Genomic DNA, 15036 nt, shown 5'->3' with positions numbered 1-15036 from the left:
CCTGCGTGCAGGACCATGCCAGGAGATGATCGTGACTGACCTGTTGGATCTGGGAATGCCCTGGTTCGAATTCGTGCTGCGCGCCAGCGCGGTCTACATCGTGGTGCTGTTGCTCACCCGGCTCAGCGGCAAGCGCTCCATCGGGCAGTCCGCGCCGTTCGACATGCTGGTGATCGTGCTGCTGGGCACCGCGGTGCAGAATTCGCTGATCGGCGAAGACACGTCATTGCTGGGCGGGCTCATCCTGGCCGCGACACTGCTGGGGCTAAACTGGCTGGTGGGGTATGCCACGGCACGCAACCGTCGCCTGCACCGCTGGGTGGAAGGTGCGCCAATAGTGCTGGTCCGCAACGGCAAGGTGTTCTGGGAACAGCTGCGGCGCTGCAATGTTGCACCGGAAGATCTGGATGTGGCCATGCGTAAGGCAGGTTGTGATCGACACCATGACATCTCCTTGGCCATGTTGGAGACGTCCGGCGAGATCAGCATCGATTCGCGCGAGCGCTGATAAGCACAATCAAGGATTCTGAATCCGCAGCTATTGCCGCAGGCCGGCTGCCACCAAGTGTTAAGGCGCGCATGCAGCGCAATAGACGTCGCGCATACTGCAGGGTCACCAGCAGGGCGGCGTGAACGTGCGACGCTGCCAGACACCTACCGCGTGGAGATGGATCATGCAGGCATTGACCTATCACGGCCGCAAGGATGTTCGGGTGGAAACCGTGCCCGACCCGGTACTGGCGGCCGACGACGATCTGATCCTGCGTGTGACCGCCACGGCCATCTGCGGTTCCGATCTGCACCTGTACCGTGGAAAGATCCCTGACCTTCATACCGGCGACGTGCTGGGCCACGAATTCATGGGCGTGGTGGAGGAAGTGGGTCGTGGCGTGACCCAGGTACAGCCCGGCGATCGGGTGGTCATCCCCTTTGTGATTGCCTGCGGGGAGTGTTTCCATTGCCGGCTGGCCGAATATGCGGCCTGTGAAACGACCAACCCGGGCAAAGGCGCTGCGCTCAACGGCAAAGGCCTGATGCCGCCCGCCGCGCTGTTCGGTTACAGCCATCTGTACGGCGGGGTTGCTGGCGGGCAGGCCGAGTATGTGCGCGTGCCGAAGGCCAACGTGGGCCCGTTGCGCATTCCCGAAGGGGTGGCCGATGAGCAGGTACTGTTCCTGTCCGACATCCTGCCTACCGGCTACCAGGCGGCGTTGAACGCTGGCATCAAGCCCGGCTCGACCGTGGCCATCTTCGGTGCTGGTCCCGTGGGCCTGATGAGCGCGGCGTGCTCTCGGTTGCTGGGCGCCGAATCGATTTTCATGGTCGATCATCTGCCTTACCGCCTCGACTTCGCCCAGCGCACGTACGGCGTGACGCCCATCAATTTCAGCGAAGTGGACGATCCGGCGGACTACATCGTCAGCCAGACCAGCGGGCGGGGCGTGGATGCCTGTATCGAAGCGGTCGGCTTCGAGGCTGAAGGCAGCGCCGTGGAAAGTGCGCTGACCGCGGTAAAGCTGGAAGGCAGCAGTGGCGTGGCGATCCGCCAGTGCATTGCCGCAGCGCGACGCGGGGGCGTTGTCAGCATCCCCGGCGTGTATGCCGGTTTCATCCATGGTTTTCTGCTGGGCGACGCGTTCGACAAGGGCCTGACCTTCAAGATGGGGCAGACCCACGTGCAGGGGCTGATGCCCGAGCTGCTGACGGCCATTCTGGAAGGAAAGCTGGACCCCGGGGAAATCATCTCGCACCGCATGACACTGGCCGAAGCCGCCCAGGGCTATGCGATGTTCGACGCCAAGGACGATGATTGCCGGAAGATCGTGCTGACCCCATGAGCGACGGGAAAGGCACGAAGGTACCAATGGAGACACCGGACGGGCGGTACATTGTGGTGCGCGGCCGTCTATGGCGCGCCAGTAACCCCCACTTGCCCGCAGCCGCGCGTGCGCAGTGGGTGGCGCGGCTGATGAGCGGTCGACGAGCGGTACAAGCGGCCATGCGCGCAGGTGACCGGGAGGCGTTGCAGACCGCGCGCCGAGCTGTGGACGTTGCCAAGCGTGGGCTGGGTGAGCGGGACCCGGTATGGTGGACAGACGGGGAAAAGGACTATAACCGCTACTTGGTTAGGAACAGTCCTTACGCGGAATGGTTCAGTAGAACCTATTAGCCTCACGCCATATTACTGTCGGTGTGGGATAGTGATGTCCAGCATTCTGCTGCGTACGCTGGAGATTATCGTGCCCCTACGCGCCATCGCCTACGCAAGTGAGGCGGTGCCAGGCCTGTCCATTGACAACGTGGATGACCTCACTCGTGCCGCTACCCGGTTCTTCCCGTACTGGTCCATGCGCTGGCTTCCTGCCCAGCCTACCGATATCCGCATCGTCTCCACAGGCGATTGGTCTGGTCTGAACCGCAGCGGCGGCGTCCATCGCCTGAGTCTCCTGGTATCACAACACCTGGCCTCGCCACCGGCGGCATGATGCTGCAGGCCGGCAGCTCTCACCCGCGCTTGTTGCCGGTGGGATCTGCTGGCGGGCGCTCGTAATCCTCCGGGTGAGCGGTCTCTTCCTGTTCGGGCATGTCCTTTCCCTTTTTCCAGCTGCGGTCGGTACGCACCTTGTCCGGCGTATGGGCCTTGTCCTCATCGCTGGCATCGCCGGTGGGGTTGAAAGGCAACTTGCTCATGGTCTTCTCCCGAAAATGATCATCCGTTGGGTTGGGTTCCCAGCCGACCCCTCTGGATCGTGGCATTCACCGCTTCCTGCAACTGGGGAATATGGAACGGCTTGGCTACAAAGCGCGCCCGCTGGTGTCGGGCCGGCACTACCTGCTCGTACACCGCGGAAGCAAACAAATACGGCACGCCCAGGTCAGCCAGTCGATCGGCCACCGGGAACACCACGCCGTCACGCAACTCGATATCGAGGATGGCGGCGTCGAATTGCCCATCTTTCAGAAGACTTATTGCTTCAAACACACTGTAGGCGTGGGTGACTTCGTTGCCTTGGTCGACCAGTGCCTGCTCGACCAGTTCTGCCAGGTCGAATTCATCTTCCACCAACAGCAGGTTGCACCCACTGTTCGTACCGCGTTCCAGGTCTTGCATGTGGGTCACGTACTCGCGTTCTGCGTTGACCCCACTGTGTACTTCAAACCATCAAAATGATGACGTTTCGCCGTGTGCGCGGTGCGAAAAACGCGCGTGCACTTCGCCAATGCACTGCATTGACGCGTCGTTGGCGCGGACGGTGGATACTTCCGCCGTCGCCATTGCGGGATACATTACCCATGAATCAACGGGAAAACGCCAACCAGCCCAAGGTGCTGCGGCTGGAAACCATGCCGCTGGACTGCGGCGAACGGGCCGTCGTGGTGGAACTGGACTGCGCGCCGGGCAAGGCCTGGGCGAAAGCACTGAAGCGGGTGTTGGCGTCCACCGATGGCCTGGAGTCGGTACGCCCGCGCTGCGATGGCCGGTTCGTCTACATCATCGGGGTCGACCCAACGCTGCGCGGCTATGCGAATCGCATCCACCACGCCTTGGCTGCGGCCAGTGAGCGAAGCCCTGCACCGGACACTTCCGGCGCATCGGCGCCCACGCCGTCCTGTTCGCCCGCGTGGTCTGCGGTCAGCCCTTGACCCGGGCGGCAGCATGAGCGAGGGCGAGATGGCGGACGCGGCGGGCACCATGCGCGTCGGCTGCGCGGGCTGGTCGTTGCCATCTGCGCACGCGGCCGAGTTTGGACCCGGCGGCAGCGCTCTCCAGCGCTATTCCACCCAGTTCTCAATGGTGGAAGTGAACTCATCCTTCTATCGGCAACACAAGCCAGAGACCTATGCGCGCTGGGCGCAGAGCGTGCCGGCCGACTTCCGTTTCTGCGTAAAGATACCCCGCGCCATCAGCCACGAGCATGCGTTGGTTGGCACAGCCCCCTTACTGGATGCGTTTCTGTACGGCGCTGAACGTCTCGGCGAGCGGCTTGGGGTGCTGCTGCTGCAGCTTCCGCCCAGCGCGGCCTACGACGGGCGCGTGGCGTCGGCGTTCTTGCGCGCCCTGCGCCGCCGTACACACGCGGCCATCGCCTGCGAACCTCGCCATGCAAGCTGGTTTACTGCCCAGGCCGATGCAATGCTGGCCGGTCAGGGTGTTGCCCGCGTGGCTGCCGACCCGGCGCGGTACCCGCTCGCTGGCGAGCCCGGCGGCACACGAGACTGGAGCTACTGGCGCTGGCATGGCCGCCCGCGCATGTACTGCAGCGCCTATGAAGAGGCAGATCTGAAGGCCTTGGCAGGCCGCTGCAGGGAATCCGCGAAGGTCGGGCCGGCTTGGATCATCCTGGACAACACCGCCCATGGCCATGCGGTTGGCAACGCGCTGCGACTGCAGGCGCTTCTGCAGCACACGGACCGGGTAAACCGGCGTCCAGACTGAATTCACAACGCAATGGCGGGTCGAAGACTGCGCGTTGACGTGCGATCCGTACATTCCTCTGTCAGGCTAAATCCACTTCGCGCACCATGGTAAACCGCGCTATCGCCTATGCCAGCGAGGCACTACCGGACCTCGATCCTGACCGCCTCACCCACCTGATGGAAGACGCAGCCCGATTCAACCGCGACGCGGGTATCACCGGCGTGCTGCTGTTCGATGGGCAGCGCTTCCTGCAGTACATAGAGGGCCCCGAAGACGCCCTGAAGATCGCCTACGGCCGAATACTGGCGTCCAGCAGCCACCGCGAAATCGTCGAGCTGGCACACGGCCCCGTGGGCCGGCGCATGTTCCCCTACTGGTCGATGCGATTGCTGCCCACGGGCCACCGCGAGCTGAGCCAAGCCGCCCATGCCGACTGGCGCGGCTTCGTGAAGCGGGCAGGGCGGGAGGGAGGCCCATGGGCGGCCATGGACTATCTGGCCGCCGTGGCCGAGCCGCACTTGGCCTGACCACTGGGGGCGCTATTCACCTTCGGTGTTGTCCAGCAGGGCGATCACCTCCCGGTTGTCCAATACCTTTGCCGCATCCGAGCGCTGCAGCAGCTGCAGCGCAGGCTGCCGCCGGCCGGGCAGGGCGGCCGTCGCCTCCCACGCAATGACGGTTTGGTACTCGCGGGAATTGGCGTCCAGCGCTGTGGCGAGCACACAGGAATCCAGCGCCATTCCGGCCAGCACCACGCGGCGAACCTGGAGCTTGGCCAGCAACACCGGCAGCGGTGTTGCCAGGAACGCAGAATGCTTGGGCTTCAGAATGAAGTAATGGGACGGCTCCGGGGAAAGGGTCGAGGCAATCTGCGCGGCCGCGCCGCCTTGCTTGCGGCAGGCCGCCACAAGGCCGGGAAAATCACGCTTCCAATCACCGAAATTATCGTTCGCATGGATCACTGGCAGGCCGCGCTGGTCAAACGCAGTGCGCAGGGAAGACGCCTTCTCGGCGGCCTGCACGGCCAGCGGCGCCATCCGCCGCCCTTGCGGGAAGTCGAACAGGCTGAACAGATCGATGATGATCAGCGCGCTGCGTGAGCTCATGGCGCCACCTCATTGCGGGGTAGGTTTCCACGTCGTTGCTGCCGGCGCCACGCCATGACCTGGCCAACGATCGCCGTGATCAACAGCAGCACGTTGGTTACCACGAAAACGGTAGCGCCCAGCAGGGCACTGTAAATCGTGAAGAGCATCGAAGCAGTAATCTGGCCGAGGAACAGCCACTTCGAGACCGTTTCCGGGTGGGGTGATTGCCACTGCTTCACCATCTGGCGGATCAGCGTAGCCATCAGCACCGCGGTCGCCGCCCAGCCCAGTACATCCGGATGCATGCAGATCTCCCTGGGGCATACCGTGGGTCAGGCGCCGCCTTCACCGGCGGCGCCGTGTAACGAATGTCGCGTGCTCAGGCCGCCTGCGCTGCCTTGGCGTTGCCGCCCCCCTTGGCGAGCAGGGTCAGCTTTTCGTCGGTGGCCTTTTCTTCTTCCAGCGTTTCCAGCAGCAGCGGCAGGGCCTGCTTGTAACCCAGCTGCTTGGCCAAGGCGGCGATCGTGCCGTAGGACGCAATTTCGTAATGCTCGACCTTCTGCGCGCCGCCAATCAGCGCAGCATCGCGCACTGGCCCCTTGTCGATGGCATCGATCACTTCCTTGCCTTCTTCCACCAGACCTTCCATGGCCGCGCACTTGATGCGCTTCAGGCGGATACCCAGCACGTCCACTACCTGATCGATGCGCTCGATCTGGCCTTGGGTTTCCTCCAGATGCGTTTCGAAGGCCGCGGCCAGGTCGGGGTTCTCGGCCGCACGCGCCAAGCGAGGCAGTGCCTTGGTCAGCTGCTTCTCGGCGCTGTAGATATCAGAAAGTTCGTGGATGAACAGGTCTTCTGCGGTCTTGATCGCCATCGGTGCGCTCCAGCGTTGAGGGAGCGGCCAGCCTAGAAGGGCGGCAGACAAACCTGTTCAAAGACAAGGTGAAGGCCCCATTCCGGCCACGCCGCTTCGTCATCGCATGGCATTAGCAAATGCAGCGGATCGTCTCACGCCGACTCCCCGTGCGTGCGCGCTGAACCTCTGTACTGCTTCTACTGATCCTGCTTAAGCCACGCCACCAGCGCCGCAAACGCAGGCGAGGGCTGCCGGCGGTTGGGGTAGTACAGGTGGTAACCGGGGAAGGGAACGCACCATTTATCCAGCACCGCCACCAGCCTTCCCTCCGCGATGTGCTCGGCCACCATCGGCTCTGGTGCGTACGCCAGGCCCAGCCCGTCCAGTGCGGCGTTGATGACGTGGATCATGCTGTTGAAGACCAGGGGTCCGTCGCCGCGCACGGTGAACTCCTTGCCTTTCTCCTCGAGCTCCCAGGCATAGATGGCCCCGTTGGGCCGATGCCGGATGTGCACACAGCGGTGCCGGGTGATGTCGGCAGGTTTGCGGGGCTTGGGATGTTTGCTGAAGTAGTCGGGCGACCCGACCACCACCAGACGCCAATCCGGCCCGACCCTGACAGCGATCATGTCCTTGCTGAGCGCCTCACCCAGCCGGATGCCGGCATCGAAGCGCTGCTCCACCACATTGGTGAAACCGTAATCGACGTAGAACTCAAGCGTGATGTCCGGGTACTCGGCAAGGAACCCGGCAAGCCGCGGTCGGATGACGGTCTCCATGGAATCATCCGTACAGGAGATCCGCAGCGTTCCGGCCGGGCGGTCGCGCAGATCGCCCAGCGCTTCCACGCTGGCGCCGATGGCCTCGAAGTGCGGCGCAATGGAGCGCATCAGGCGCTCGCCGGCTTCGGTGGGGGACACGTTTCGCGTGGTCCGCGCCAGCAAGCGGATGCCCAGGCGCTCTTCCAGCAGCCGCATGGAATGGCTCAGCGCCGAGGGCGTGACCCCAAGGCGAACGGCCGCCTTGGTGAAACTCTGCTCCTGCGCCACGACCAGGAACGCCTGCAGATCGTTGGTCTTCACGGTGCTCATGGGCCAATTGTGAGCTCAACTCAGCAATGCATCAACTTTCAGCCGGCTTATCGGCGTACGGGGTGCGGCCTATCGTGGCGACCTGAGATCCCGATCGAGGCCATACGCCCATGAAACGCACCACGCTGCTGCTGGCGCTGCTTGCCAGCCTCTCCCTTCCGGCTTCGGCCATGGCCGCCGATGCGCCGACGGCCTCCCGTCCGCAAGGGGCTGACAACTTTTACCGCAGCCCCACGGTCAGGGGGGAGCGGGTCACCTTCCAGAACCAATACCAGATGGAAGTGGTGGGAACGCTCTACCGGCCGCAGGGCCTGCCTGAAGGCAGTCGCGCTCCCGCCGTGGTGGTGGGGCACCCCATGGGCGCGGTGAAAGAGCAGAGCTCGCAGCTGTACGCGCAGAAGCTGGCCGAGCAGGGCTTCGTGACGCTGGCGATCGATCTTTCCTTCTGGGGCGAAAGTGCCGGCACGCCGCGGCACCTGGTGGCGCCGGAAATCTATTCGGACGACATCAGTGCGGCCGTGGACTTCCTGAGCACGCAGACGTTCGTGGACCCGGATCGGATCGGCGGGCTGGGCATCTGCGGCAGCGGCAGTTTCGTGATCAGTGCCGCCAAGATCGACCCGCGCATCAAGGCCATTGCCACGGTCAGCATGTACGACATGGGGGCCGCCGCACGGCAGGGGCTGAACAACGGGCAATCGCTGGAACAGCGCAAGGCAGTCATCCAGTCCGCAACCGACCAGCGCCTGGTTGAATTCAAGGGCGGGGCCGCAGTGTACGTGCCGGGCACGGTGAACAAACTCGATGCTGACACGCCTGCCATCCAGCGCGAGTTCTTCGACTACTACCGCACCCCGCGCGGCGCCTACACGCCGAAGGGCGACACGGCGAACCTGACCACCCAGCCGCTTTTCAGCAGCCTGGTCAAATTCATGAACTTCTATCCGTTCAACGACATCGAGACCATCTCGCCCCGGCCGATGCTGTTCATCTCTGGCGACACCGCGCATTCCCGTGAATTCAGCGAGGATGCGTACCGCAAGGCCGGTCAGCCGAAGGAGCTCTACTGGGTGAAGGGTGCCGGTCACGTGGATCTGTACGACCGCACGAACCTTATTCCCTTCGAGAAACTGACGACCTTCTTCCAGCGCGGTCTTGTCACGCAATGAGCCACGCCGATACCACCGCCGGTCGCGCCCACTGGGGCGGGGTCTTCGCGATGACGCTGTGTGTCTTCGCGTTGATCGCCTCTGAATTCATGCCGGTGAGCCTGCTTACCCCGTTGGCGGCAGACCTGGGCGTCAGCGAGGGCCTTGCCGGCTACGGGATTGCCATCTCGGGCGCATTTGCAGTGCTCACCAGCCTGTCGATTTCCCGGTTGGCGGGCACCATCAACCGGCGAACGCTGCTGCTGTCCCTCACCGCGTTGATGGCGGTATCGGGTATGGTCGTGGCGTTGGCCCCGAACTATCCGGTCTACATGACGGGCCGTGCGTTGATTGGCGTGGTGATCGGCGGTTTCTGGTCCTTGTCTGCCGCGACGGCCATGCGCCTGGTGCCCGCGGCAAAGGTTCCGCGCGCACTGGCGATATTCAACAGCGGCAATGCGCTTGCGACCGTGGTTGCAGCGCCATTGGGCAGCTACCTGGGCGGTGTGATCGGGTGGCGCGGTGCATTCCTGTGCCTGGTGCCGGTCGCTGCGGTGGCCTTTGCGTGGCAATGGGCAGGCCTGCCATCCATGGCCGCAGAACGGCAGCATGCCCAGGGCGGGGTATTTGCACTGCTGCGCAGGCGCGTGGTGGCCCTTGGCATGATTGCCTGCGGGGCCTTCTTCATGGGGCAGTTTGCCTTGTTTACCTACGTGCGGCCGTTCCTGGAGCGTGTGACACACGCAGCAGACAGCGCCGTTCCGCTGGTGCTCTTGGCGATCGGTGCAAGTGGCTTGCTGGGCACGTTTGCCATCGGGGCATTCCTCAAGCGCGGTCTGTACCGCACGCTGGTGAGCATTCCGGCCGTGATGGCGCTGATTGCGTTGGCGTTGGTTGTGCTGGGGCCCCGGCTTTGGCCGACGGCTGCACTGCTCTCGGCATGGGGGCTGCTGGCCACGGCCGCGCCGGTGGGCTGGTGGAGCTGGCTGGCCCGCACCTTCACCGACAACGCGGAGGCCGGCGGCGGCCTCATGGTCGCGGTCGTGCAGTGCTCCATTGCGCTGGGCGCCACCGTCGGTGGACTGCTGTTCGATGGCTTCGGCTTTGCCAGCACGTTCTTGGCCAGTGCCGGCCTGTTGTTGTTTGCCGCGCTGCTGGCTTATGTCACCGCCTGCGATGCCGCATCCACGTCTGGGCCGGCAGTTGCCATGGGCGCGCAGGGTTCATGAGGCGATTCATATCGACTACGGCGAAGCTGCTTTGCCTCCTGCCTCTATTCGGATCGGCCGCGGCATGCGCTGCCGAGCCGAGTAATCACGCCGCCGCCAGGGAAGTTGGGCCCAACCCGGAGTCTCGCTCAATGAAAATCAGAATCATCATCAGCGATCAGGTGCTCACCGCCACCCTGGAAGACAGCATCCCCGCACGCGAGTTCATCGCCCAGCTACCGCTGACGCTGCAGCTTGAGGACTACGCGGCGACCGAAAGGATTGCACAGCTTCCGCGCCGTCTCAGCGTGAGCGGCGAGCCGGAGGGCATCACGCCAATGGCAGGCGATATCGCCTTCTACGCGCCATGGGGAAACCTGGCGATCTTTCACAAGCCCTTCGGCTATTCAAAGGGACTTATACGGCTGGGCCGCATCGACGGCGGGCTGCAGATCCTTCGTGCTGCGGGGCCGGTGAAGGCCCGCATTGAGGCTTTCTAGCAGTTGGCTGCACTCCTATCCACCACAGCGAGGTGAATCCCATGGATATCAATCACGCGGGCACCCAAGCATCCGTCAAAGGGCTGGAACCGGCTCACACCGTAGGAGGGAGCTGAGATGCTGTTGCGAACATCAGTGCGAGGCATCCTGGTCCTCTCATTAGGGGCCTTGCTCGGCCTTCCACACGCGGCCGGAGCCGCAGCGCCCGAACAGCAGATCACGGCCGCCGGGGATCAACCTTCCACGCAGGGCCCGTCGGAGTACTTCACCGGCAACGTTCGCATCGACCCGGTCTGGCCTGCCGACGCCGGCATCACTGCCTCGGGCGGGCTGGTGACGTTCGAGCCGGGGGCTCGCTCGGCGTGGCACACCCATCCCGCCGGCCAGCGCCTGCTGATCACCTCGGGCGTCGGGCGTGTGCAGGAGTGGGGAAAGCCCGTCCAGATCGTTCGTCCCGGCGATGTGGTGTGGTGCCCGCCGGGAGTGAAGCACTGGCATGGCGCCGCCCCCGGTACCGCCATGACCCACCTTGCGGTGACCGGCGTGCGCGATGGCCAGAACGTAACCTGGATGGAGAAGGTGACCGATGCCCAGTACGAAGCCAACTGACCCCACATCGCGGGTCCGCCATATCGCCAGTCTGCTGGGGGCGGCGATGCTTGCTGCCGCCCCCGGCCAGATGGCGTTCGCACATGAAGGAGCAGCCATGAACAGCAACGCAAACCACGCTTCCCCAACCGAACTGGACGCGCGCCAGCAAGCCATCATTCCGATCAGCGCCTTTGCGGCGGCGGGCAACATGGATGGCCTTCGGCAGGCGTTGAACCAGGGCCTGGACGCCGGCCTCAGCGTGGCTGAAACGCGCGAGATCCTGCTGCAGGTCTACGCGTATGCCGGGTTTCCGCGCAGCTTGAACGCGTTGGGCGAGCTGATGAAGGTGGCCGATGCCCGCAAGCAGCAGGGTATCCAGGATGACCCCGGCTGCGAGCCGCGCAAGCCCATTCCCACGGGCGACGCCTTGCTCGCTGCAGGCACGGCAAACCAGACCACGTTGGCCGGCGGGCCGGTCTCGGGGCCGCTGTTCGACTTTGCGCCGCAGGCAAATCAGTACCTGCGTACCCACCTGTTCGGCGACATCTTCGAGCGCGACAATCTGGACTGGCAGAGCCGCGAGCTGGCTACCGTCAGCATGCTGGCCGCCATGTCCGGGGTCGAGCCCCAATTGAAGTCCCACATTGGCATCAGCATGAACATTGGCCTGCGGCGTGAGCAGCTGTCCAAGCTGGCCGACGTCCTTGAAGGCCGCGTCAGCCGGGAGGCGGCCGAACGCGTTCGCGCCGCCGCCAATCCGTAGAGTCGAGCTTGCTCGACTGCACCACCTACCGAAGCGCACCCTCAAACAGCGCCCGAGCCTGTCGAATCGCCGTCTGATGCGTTTCCGCCTTATCGGCCTCCACCTCGCACAACGTTCCTACGACCTTACGCCCCAGCTCCGTGCACTCCGCCAGGAAGTCGTAGTGACCGACCAAGGGCAACATCTCAACTCGCGCGTTGCCATTCGCCTCGGCAATTACCTTACTGTTGGTGGCCGCCGAGGCAATCGCATCAGCCTCACCCACCACCACCGATATCGGCGCCTTCAACTGTGCGAGCTCAGCCGGGTCGAACGCCTGCACGATTGCCGGCGCCATCAGGAATACCGCCCGAACGTTGGGAATGCAGCGGTCCTCTGCCGACTTGCCCACCCAAGGCGCCAACTCCGGCGTAGCGGCCGCCGCCATCCGCCGCTCAAAGGTCAACCCAGGGTTCTCCGCCTGCGGCAGGCAGACCCCATCCTTCGGCGATGCCTTGCAGAACGCGGCCAGCCTGGACATGTCTGGCCGTGCGCTGGCCGCCACCAGCGCGGTGAACCCGCCGGCAGAATAGCCCACCAGACCCAGCCGCCCGGCATCCAGATGCGGCGCAAGCACGGGGTCGGCCTGCACCGCCGCCCAGGCCGCGGCAAGGTCATCGGCCCGGTTCCACATCAGGATGCTGCCGGCCTCGGTCATCGCGTCCACACCGTTGTTGCCGGGGTGGTCAACCGCAACCACCACGTAGCCCGAGCGCGCCATGGCCGTGCCGAACCAGCCCATCATGCGGGCACTGCCGCCATTGCCGTGCGACAGCAGCAGCACCGGCCAGCGGCCCGGCGCAGCGGGGGCATCAACCGCAGAAGCGCCTGCCACGAACAGAGGCTCGCCCGGCGGCCCGATCGCCAGCGGCTGCTCTTCCACACCGGGTCGCGCCGGATACCACACCGTGTACCGCACGGCGTCGCGGTGTCTGGCATCGCGCACCGCGGCGCTGGGGGTGTGCGCCACGCCATGGGTTTCGCCCACTACGGAAGAGGGCGCGGCTGCCCATGCCAGCGGGGCGAACACGCAGGACAGCAGGAAGCAGGCGTAGGGCAGGGCTCGCACGGAAGAAGCTCCTTGATTCATGTCGGGTCGGACAGCGGCAGCCAGATTTCTACGCCGCCGTTGCCGGTGCGGTCGTCGAAGCGGGCGTCGTAGCGTTCGAAGTCGGGGGCGTCGGCCAGGTTCAGGCCGGATCGGGGCAGGTAGTCGTTCAGCAGCCAGTACCAGGTGGAGCGGATGGTCGAGATGTGGCCCGCATGCCACGCCACCAGGTAGTCCCGGCCCGGAATGGAAACGGCCTGCCATGGCGAAGGCAGCGCGGCGGTCGCGCCGATCTCCATGCCGGCGATGTAATCGAAGGCACCCTCGCCATCACGGTTGCAGCAGACCCCGAAGGCGATGTCCTTGCCCAGTTCGCGGGTCAGCGCCAACTGCTGCCATTGCGAGGGAATGGACGCCACAGTCGCGGCGGTATGGCGGGCGCAGATGCCGGCCACCCGCAACGGGCCCTGCCAGCGACGTACCGGCTCCACCGCGCAGGGCAGGGGCGGGGCATCGAGCTTGAGCGCATCCACCAGCGCCAGGCCGTGCAGACCCTTTCGGCGGACCTGTTCCGGCGGCAGCTTGAACTGTTCGGTAAAGGCGTTGGTAAAGGCCGCATGCGAGGCATAGCCAGCGGCCAGGGCGACATCCAGGATCGGCGCATCATCCGCAGCCAGGGTGCGCGCCGCTTCGGTCAGCCGACGCGCGCGCAGGTAGCGTGCCATCGACGTGCCGGTGCTGACCTGGAACAGTCGAGACAGGTGGAACGGCGAGAGGTCGACCGCCTCGGCGATCTGGGCCAGCGAGGGGTTCTCGGCAAAGTGGCTTTCGATGTACCACAAGGCCTTGCGTGCCGCTCCCATGGCGCCTGTTCCGTGCCGGTGACTGGGTGGAAGCCTAGCGCAGGGCGGGGCAGGGCGTTTGCGGAATCTTGCTGTGGCTGCGGATGCTCAGGCCAACCGCTTGCTCATGAATACCCGCTCGTGCCCCGAATGCCACGTTCGCGCAACAGTAGAGTCGAGCTTGCTCGACTGAACCCCCGATAGCCTGTCATCTGGCCTGCTCAAGCGGCCACACCCGCACAGCTAGTTTGGCTGGAATCCCCAAGCTCTTACTCGACTGAAGGGCATGCCAGTCAAGGTAATGCACTCGCCGGGCAGCGGCGTTGCAGAGTGTGAAGACTTGACTATCCCATAACCAATGTTGCCGGAGAACATTGCAGCCCCACTGTCACCGCCCCCGCAGGCAAGCTCGCTGCCTTCCACCTTGAACCAGACCTCGTCGCAGGGAAGGGATTCGGTCGGGCCACAGATATTGCCAGGCGTATGCTTGACCGATGTAACCAAGCCGCAACTGTATCCACTGCGCGCACCACGGAAGCAGATAGTCCCGCGGACCGCCGGGGCATCGTAGACGGCCCTGATGAAACGAGTGGATACCGTTGAAGATGCGTAGGCTTCAAGAAGCGGCGTGTGCGGGGAGGGCACTTGATGCCACTGAACATCGGCCTGCGCATCGTTCTTCTGCTCCTTGAATATTAGAGGGAAGGTCACGAGGGTGCCGTCCTCCCTGCTTCCGTAGTTCCCGTAGATCAGATCGTCCGGACAGTGCCCCGCCGTTATGATTCCCTTGGCACCAGTACTTGTCTGCTTCACCGTGAAGCCAGTGGTGCAGTAGGAGTTGTTGGCTTGCAACACAGCTCCGCCGATCGCATATATCGCGTTCGTTTCTGGAACCTCGAGGGTTTTGAAGCGAAGCTTCACTCCAAAGGCACGCTGGAGCTTCAACAGAATTCCCTGATACTTTTGCGCATCCTGCGCACCCCCGCGAATGCGAACGTCAGCGGCGTTGTCGCCAGCATAGCCGGTCAGCCCGATGAAGCCCGGGATGGATTTCTGTGCCTGCAGTCGAATGCCCTTCAATTGCCTGGAGAATTCCTCTTCGGTGAAGGCATGCCCGGTTGAAAATTCTACGCGCGCACTACCTGCGCTGGTCGCCCATTGCCGCTGCGGCACTGGGCCGCTTCCTTTCAGCTTTACCGATACATGGAAGTCTGGCGATTGCTCAATGCTGATCTCCGTCAAACGCCCAGCGAACTCTCGCCGGATATCCTGGATTTCAGGCGCCAACGCGACCTCGATCTGGATTCTCCTGATCGCTTCGTCAACGGACAAAGATTCGACCATGGAAAGCAAAGAGGCCACCGCAACCGCGGTCTCCTCGTCGAGATCTTTCATCCTGTCGACTTCAGGCGCTGCTTGCTGAGCGATTGTTGTGCTGG

The 15036-nt window shown here is 64.1% G+C and carries 21 protein-coding genes; 12 read left to right on the top strand and 9 right to left on the bottom strand.

Going from position 1 to position 15036, the window contains the following annotated elements:
- Positions 1 to 31 precede the first annotated feature (31 nt).
- The 4 genes from C1933_RS10080 (at position 32) to C1933_RS10065 (ending at position 2486) form a co-directional block, all read left to right on the top strand.
- Positions 32 to 508 carry a YetF domain-containing protein gene (locus tag C1933_RS10080; protein ID WP_108754805.1) on the top strand — a complete coding sequence of 159 codons (477 nt, stop codon included), beginning with the start codon at positions 32 to 34 and terminating at the stop codon, positions 506 to 508.
- Between the two features lie 166 nt (positions 509 to 674).
- Complete coding sequence (locus C1933_RS10075) at positions 675 to 1838, top strand: zinc-dependent alcohol dehydrogenase (RefSeq protein WP_108753132.1); 1164 nt, start codon at positions 675 to 677, stop codon at positions 1836 to 1838.
- Positions 1835 to 2170, top strand: a complete 336-nt coding sequence (locus C1933_RS20360; RefSeq protein ID WP_108753131.1) for a hypothetical protein — start codon at positions 1835 to 1837, stop codon at positions 2168 to 2170. The genes C1933_RS10075 and C1933_RS20360 overlap by 4 nt, the downstream gene beginning before the upstream one ends.
- 34 nt (positions 2171 to 2204) lie before the next feature.
- Positions 2205 to 2486: a hypothetical protein gene (locus C1933_RS10065; protein ID WP_234414704.1), complete on the top strand. Its 282-nt coding sequence runs from the start codon at positions 2205 to 2207 to the stop codon at positions 2484 to 2486.
- 19 nt (positions 2487 to 2505) lie between these two features.
- Here the strand turns inward: C1933_RS10065 and C1933_RS10060 are convergent, their stop codons facing one another.
- Together C1933_RS10060 and C1933_RS10055 are read right to left on the bottom strand one after the other, a co-directional pair.
- Positions 2506 to 2691 carry a hypothetical protein gene (locus tag C1933_RS10060; protein WP_108753130.1) on the bottom strand — a complete coding sequence of 62 codons (186 nt, stop codon included), beginning with the start codon at positions 2689 to 2691 and terminating at the stop codon, positions 2506 to 2508.
- Between the two features lie 19 nt (positions 2692 to 2710).
- Complete coding sequence (locus tag C1933_RS10055) at positions 2711 to 3112, bottom strand: response regulator (RefSeq protein WP_108753129.1); 402 nt, start codon at positions 3110 to 3112, stop codon at positions 2711 to 2713.
- Between the two features lie 182 nt (positions 3113 to 3294).
- Here C1933_RS10055 and C1933_RS10050 point away from each other — a divergent pair, with 182 nt between their 5' ends.
- From C1933_RS10050 to C1933_RS10040, 3 genes are all read left to right on the top strand, one after another.
- A complete protein-coding gene (locus C1933_RS10050) occupies positions 3295 to 3645 on the top strand; it encodes a hypothetical protein (protein ID WP_108753128.1) in 351 nt (116 codons plus the stop codon).
- A 13-nt stretch (positions 3646 to 3658) separates the two neighbouring features.
- Positions 3659 to 4438 (top strand): DUF72 domain-containing protein, encoded by a 780-nt coding sequence (locus tag C1933_RS10045; RefSeq protein ID WP_234414703.1) that lies wholly within the window; start codon positions 3659 to 3661, stop codon positions 4436 to 4438.
- Between the two features lie 86 nt (positions 4439 to 4524).
- Positions 4525 to 4947, top strand: a complete 423-nt coding sequence (locus C1933_RS10040) for a BLUF domain-containing protein (protein WP_108753127.1) — start codon at positions 4525 to 4527, stop codon at positions 4945 to 4947.
- 12 nt (positions 4948 to 4959) lie between these two features.
- Here C1933_RS10040 and C1933_RS10035 read toward each other — a convergent pair whose 3' ends face one another.
- The 4 genes from C1933_RS10035 to C1933_RS10020 all read right to left on the bottom strand — a co-directional run bounded on the left by C1933_RS10035 (position 4960) and on the right by C1933_RS10020 (position 7458).
- Complete coding sequence (locus tag C1933_RS10035; RefSeq protein ID WP_108753126.1) at positions 4960 to 5526, bottom strand: isochorismatase family cysteine hydrolase; 567 nt, start codon at positions 5524 to 5526, stop codon at positions 4960 to 4962.
- A complete protein-coding gene (locus tag C1933_RS10030; RefSeq protein ID WP_108753125.1) occupies positions 5523 to 5813 on the bottom strand; it encodes a hypothetical protein in 291 nt (96 codons plus the stop codon). Before C1933_RS10030 ends, C1933_RS10035 begins: the two co-directional genes overlap by 4 nt.
- A 74-nt stretch (positions 5814 to 5887) precedes the next feature.
- Complete coding sequence (locus C1933_RS10025; RefSeq protein WP_108753124.1) at positions 5888 to 6385, bottom strand: DUF892 family protein; 498 nt, start codon at positions 6383 to 6385, stop codon at positions 5888 to 5890.
- 179 nt (positions 6386 to 6564) lie between these two features.
- Complete coding sequence (locus C1933_RS10020) at positions 6565 to 7458, bottom strand: LysR family transcriptional regulator (protein ID WP_108753123.1); 894 nt, start codon at positions 7456 to 7458, stop codon at positions 6565 to 6567.
- 110 nt (positions 7459 to 7568) lie between these two features.
- Between C1933_RS10020 and C1933_RS10015 the strand changes: the two genes are divergently transcribed.
- From C1933_RS10015 to C1933_RS09995, 5 genes are all read left to right on the top strand, one after another.
- Positions 7569 to 8627, top strand: a complete 1059-nt coding sequence (locus C1933_RS10015) for an alpha/beta hydrolase (protein ID WP_108753122.1) — start codon at positions 7569 to 7571, stop codon at positions 8625 to 8627.
- Positions 8624 to 9835, top strand: coding sequence for an MFS transporter (locus C1933_RS10010; RefSeq protein WP_108753121.1), 1212 nt, complete (start codon positions 8624 to 8626; stop codon positions 9833 to 9835). Before C1933_RS10015 ends, C1933_RS10010 begins: the two co-directional genes overlap by 4 nt.
- A gap of 131 nt (positions 9836 to 9966) precedes the next feature.
- Positions 9967 to 10314 carry a cyclophilin-like fold protein gene (locus tag C1933_RS10005; protein WP_108753120.1) on the top strand — a complete coding sequence of 116 codons (348 nt, stop codon included), beginning with the start codon at positions 9967 to 9969 and terminating at the stop codon, positions 10312 to 10314.
- Positions 10315 to 10431: 117 nt separating this feature from the next.
- Positions 10432 to 10923, top strand: coding sequence for a cupin domain-containing protein (locus tag C1933_RS10000; RefSeq protein WP_108753119.1), 492 nt, complete (start codon positions 10432 to 10434; stop codon positions 10921 to 10923).
- The gene (locus tag C1933_RS09995) at positions 10901 to 11668 is read left to right on the top strand and encodes a carboxymuconolactone decarboxylase family protein (RefSeq protein ID WP_325051509.1); all 768 of its coding nucleotides are present in this window, start codon (positions 10901 to 10903) and stop codon (positions 11666 to 11668) included. The genes C1933_RS10000 and C1933_RS09995 overlap by 23 nt, the downstream gene beginning before the upstream one ends.
- Before the next feature lie 25 nt (positions 11669 to 11693).
- On the opposite strand, the gene C1933_RS09990 is transcribed toward C1933_RS09995, so the two are convergent.
- From C1933_RS09990 to C1933_RS09980, 3 genes are all read right to left on the bottom strand, one after another.
- Positions 11694 to 12776, bottom strand: coding sequence for an alpha/beta fold hydrolase (locus C1933_RS09990; protein WP_325051508.1), 1083 nt, complete (start codon positions 12774 to 12776; stop codon positions 11694 to 11696).
- Between the two features lie 17 nt (positions 12777 to 12793).
- The gene (locus tag C1933_RS09985) at positions 12794 to 13618 is read right to left on the bottom strand and encodes an AraC family transcriptional regulator (RefSeq protein WP_108753116.1); all 825 of its coding nucleotides are present in this window, start codon (positions 13616 to 13618) and stop codon (positions 12794 to 12796) included.
- 222 nt (positions 13619 to 13840) lie between these two features.
- Positions 13841 to 14992 carry a S1 family peptidase gene (locus C1933_RS09980; protein ID WP_234414701.1) on the bottom strand — a complete coding sequence of 384 codons (1152 nt, stop codon included), beginning with the start codon at positions 14990 to 14992 and terminating at the stop codon, positions 13841 to 13843.
- Positions 14993 to 15036: the final 44 nt, after the last annotated feature.

Source organism: Stenotrophomonas sp. ZAC14D2_NAIMI4_6, from assembly GCF_003086875.1.
Classification (GTDB): Bacteria; Pseudomonadota; Gammaproteobacteria; order Xanthomonadales; family Xanthomonadaceae; genus Stenotrophomonas.
This window is presented reverse-complemented; position numbering and strand designations above follow the sequence as displayed.

What these genes read in the sequence shown, in the direction of transcription:
- C1933_RS10040 (WP_108753127.1), top strand. Translation starts at nt 4,525, where the DNA reads ATGGTAAACCGCGCTATCGCCTATGCCAGCGAGGCACTACCGGACCTC.
- C1933_RS10025 (WP_108753124.1), bottom strand. Translation starts at nt 6,385, where the DNA reads ATGGCGATCAAGACCGCAGAAGACCTGTTCATCCACGAACTTTCTGAT.
- C1933_RS10045 (WP_234414703.1), top strand. Translation starts at nt 3,659, where the DNA reads ATGAGCGAGGGCGAGATGGCGGACGCGGCGGGCACCATGCGCGTCGGC.
- C1933_RS10010 (WP_108753121.1), top strand. Translation starts at nt 8,624, where the DNA reads ATGAGCCACGCCGATACCACCGCCGGTCGCGCCCACTGGGGCGGGGTC.
- C1933_RS09980 (WP_234414701.1), bottom strand. Translation starts at nt 14,992, where the DNA reads ATGAAAGATCTCGACGAGGAGACCGCGGTTGCGGTGGCCTCTTTGCTT.
- C1933_RS10020 (WP_108753123.1), bottom strand. Translation starts at nt 7,458, where the DNA reads ATGAGCACCGTGAAGACCAACGATCTGCAGGCGTTCCTGGTCGTGGCG.
- C1933_RS10015 (WP_108753122.1), top strand. Translation starts at nt 7,569, where the DNA reads ATGAAACGCACCACGCTGCTGCTGGCGCTGCTTGCCAGCCTCTCCCTT.
- C1933_RS10035 (WP_108753126.1), bottom strand. Translation starts at nt 5,526, where the DNA reads ATGAGCTCACGCAGCGCGCTGATCATCATCGATCTGTTCAGCCTGTTC.
- C1933_RS09985 (WP_108753116.1), bottom strand. Translation starts at nt 13,618, where the DNA reads ATGGGAGCGGCACGCAAGGCCTTGTGGTACATCGAAAGCCACTTTGCC.
- C1933_RS10050 (WP_108753128.1), top strand. Translation starts at nt 3,295, where the DNA reads ATGAATCAACGGGAAAACGCCAACCAGCCCAAGGTGCTGCGGCTGGAA.
- C1933_RS10055 (WP_108753129.1), bottom strand. Translation starts at nt 3,112, where the DNA reads ATGCAAGACCTGGAACGCGGTACGAACAGTGGGTGCAACCTGCTGTTG.
- C1933_RS10075 (WP_108753132.1), top strand. Translation starts at nt 675, where the DNA reads ATGCAGGCATTGACCTATCACGGCCGCAAGGATGTTCGGGTGGAAACC.
- C1933_RS10065 (WP_234414704.1), top strand. Translation starts at nt 2,205, where the DNA reads ATGTCCAGCATTCTGCTGCGTACGCTGGAGATTATCGTGCCCCTACGC.
- C1933_RS10030 (WP_108753125.1), bottom strand. Translation starts at nt 5,813, where the DNA reads ATGCATCCGGATGTACTGGGCTGGGCGGCGACCGCGGTGCTGATGGCT.
- C1933_RS10060 (WP_108753130.1), bottom strand. Translation starts at nt 2,691, where the DNA reads ATGAGCAAGTTGCCTTTCAACCCCACCGGCGATGCCAGCGATGAGGAC.
- C1933_RS20360 (WP_108753131.1), top strand. Translation starts at nt 1,835, where the DNA reads ATGAGCGACGGGAAAGGCACGAAGGTACCAATGGAGACACCGGACGGG.
- C1933_RS10000 (WP_108753119.1), top strand. Translation starts at nt 10,432, where the DNA reads ATGCTGTTGCGAACATCAGTGCGAGGCATCCTGGTCCTCTCATTAGGG.
- C1933_RS09995 (WP_325051509.1), top strand. Translation starts at nt 10,901, where the DNA reads ATGCCCAGTACGAAGCCAACTGACCCCACATCGCGGGTCCGCCATATC.
- C1933_RS10005 (WP_108753120.1), top strand. Translation starts at nt 9,967, where the DNA reads ATGAAAATCAGAATCATCATCAGCGATCAGGTGCTCACCGCCACCCTG.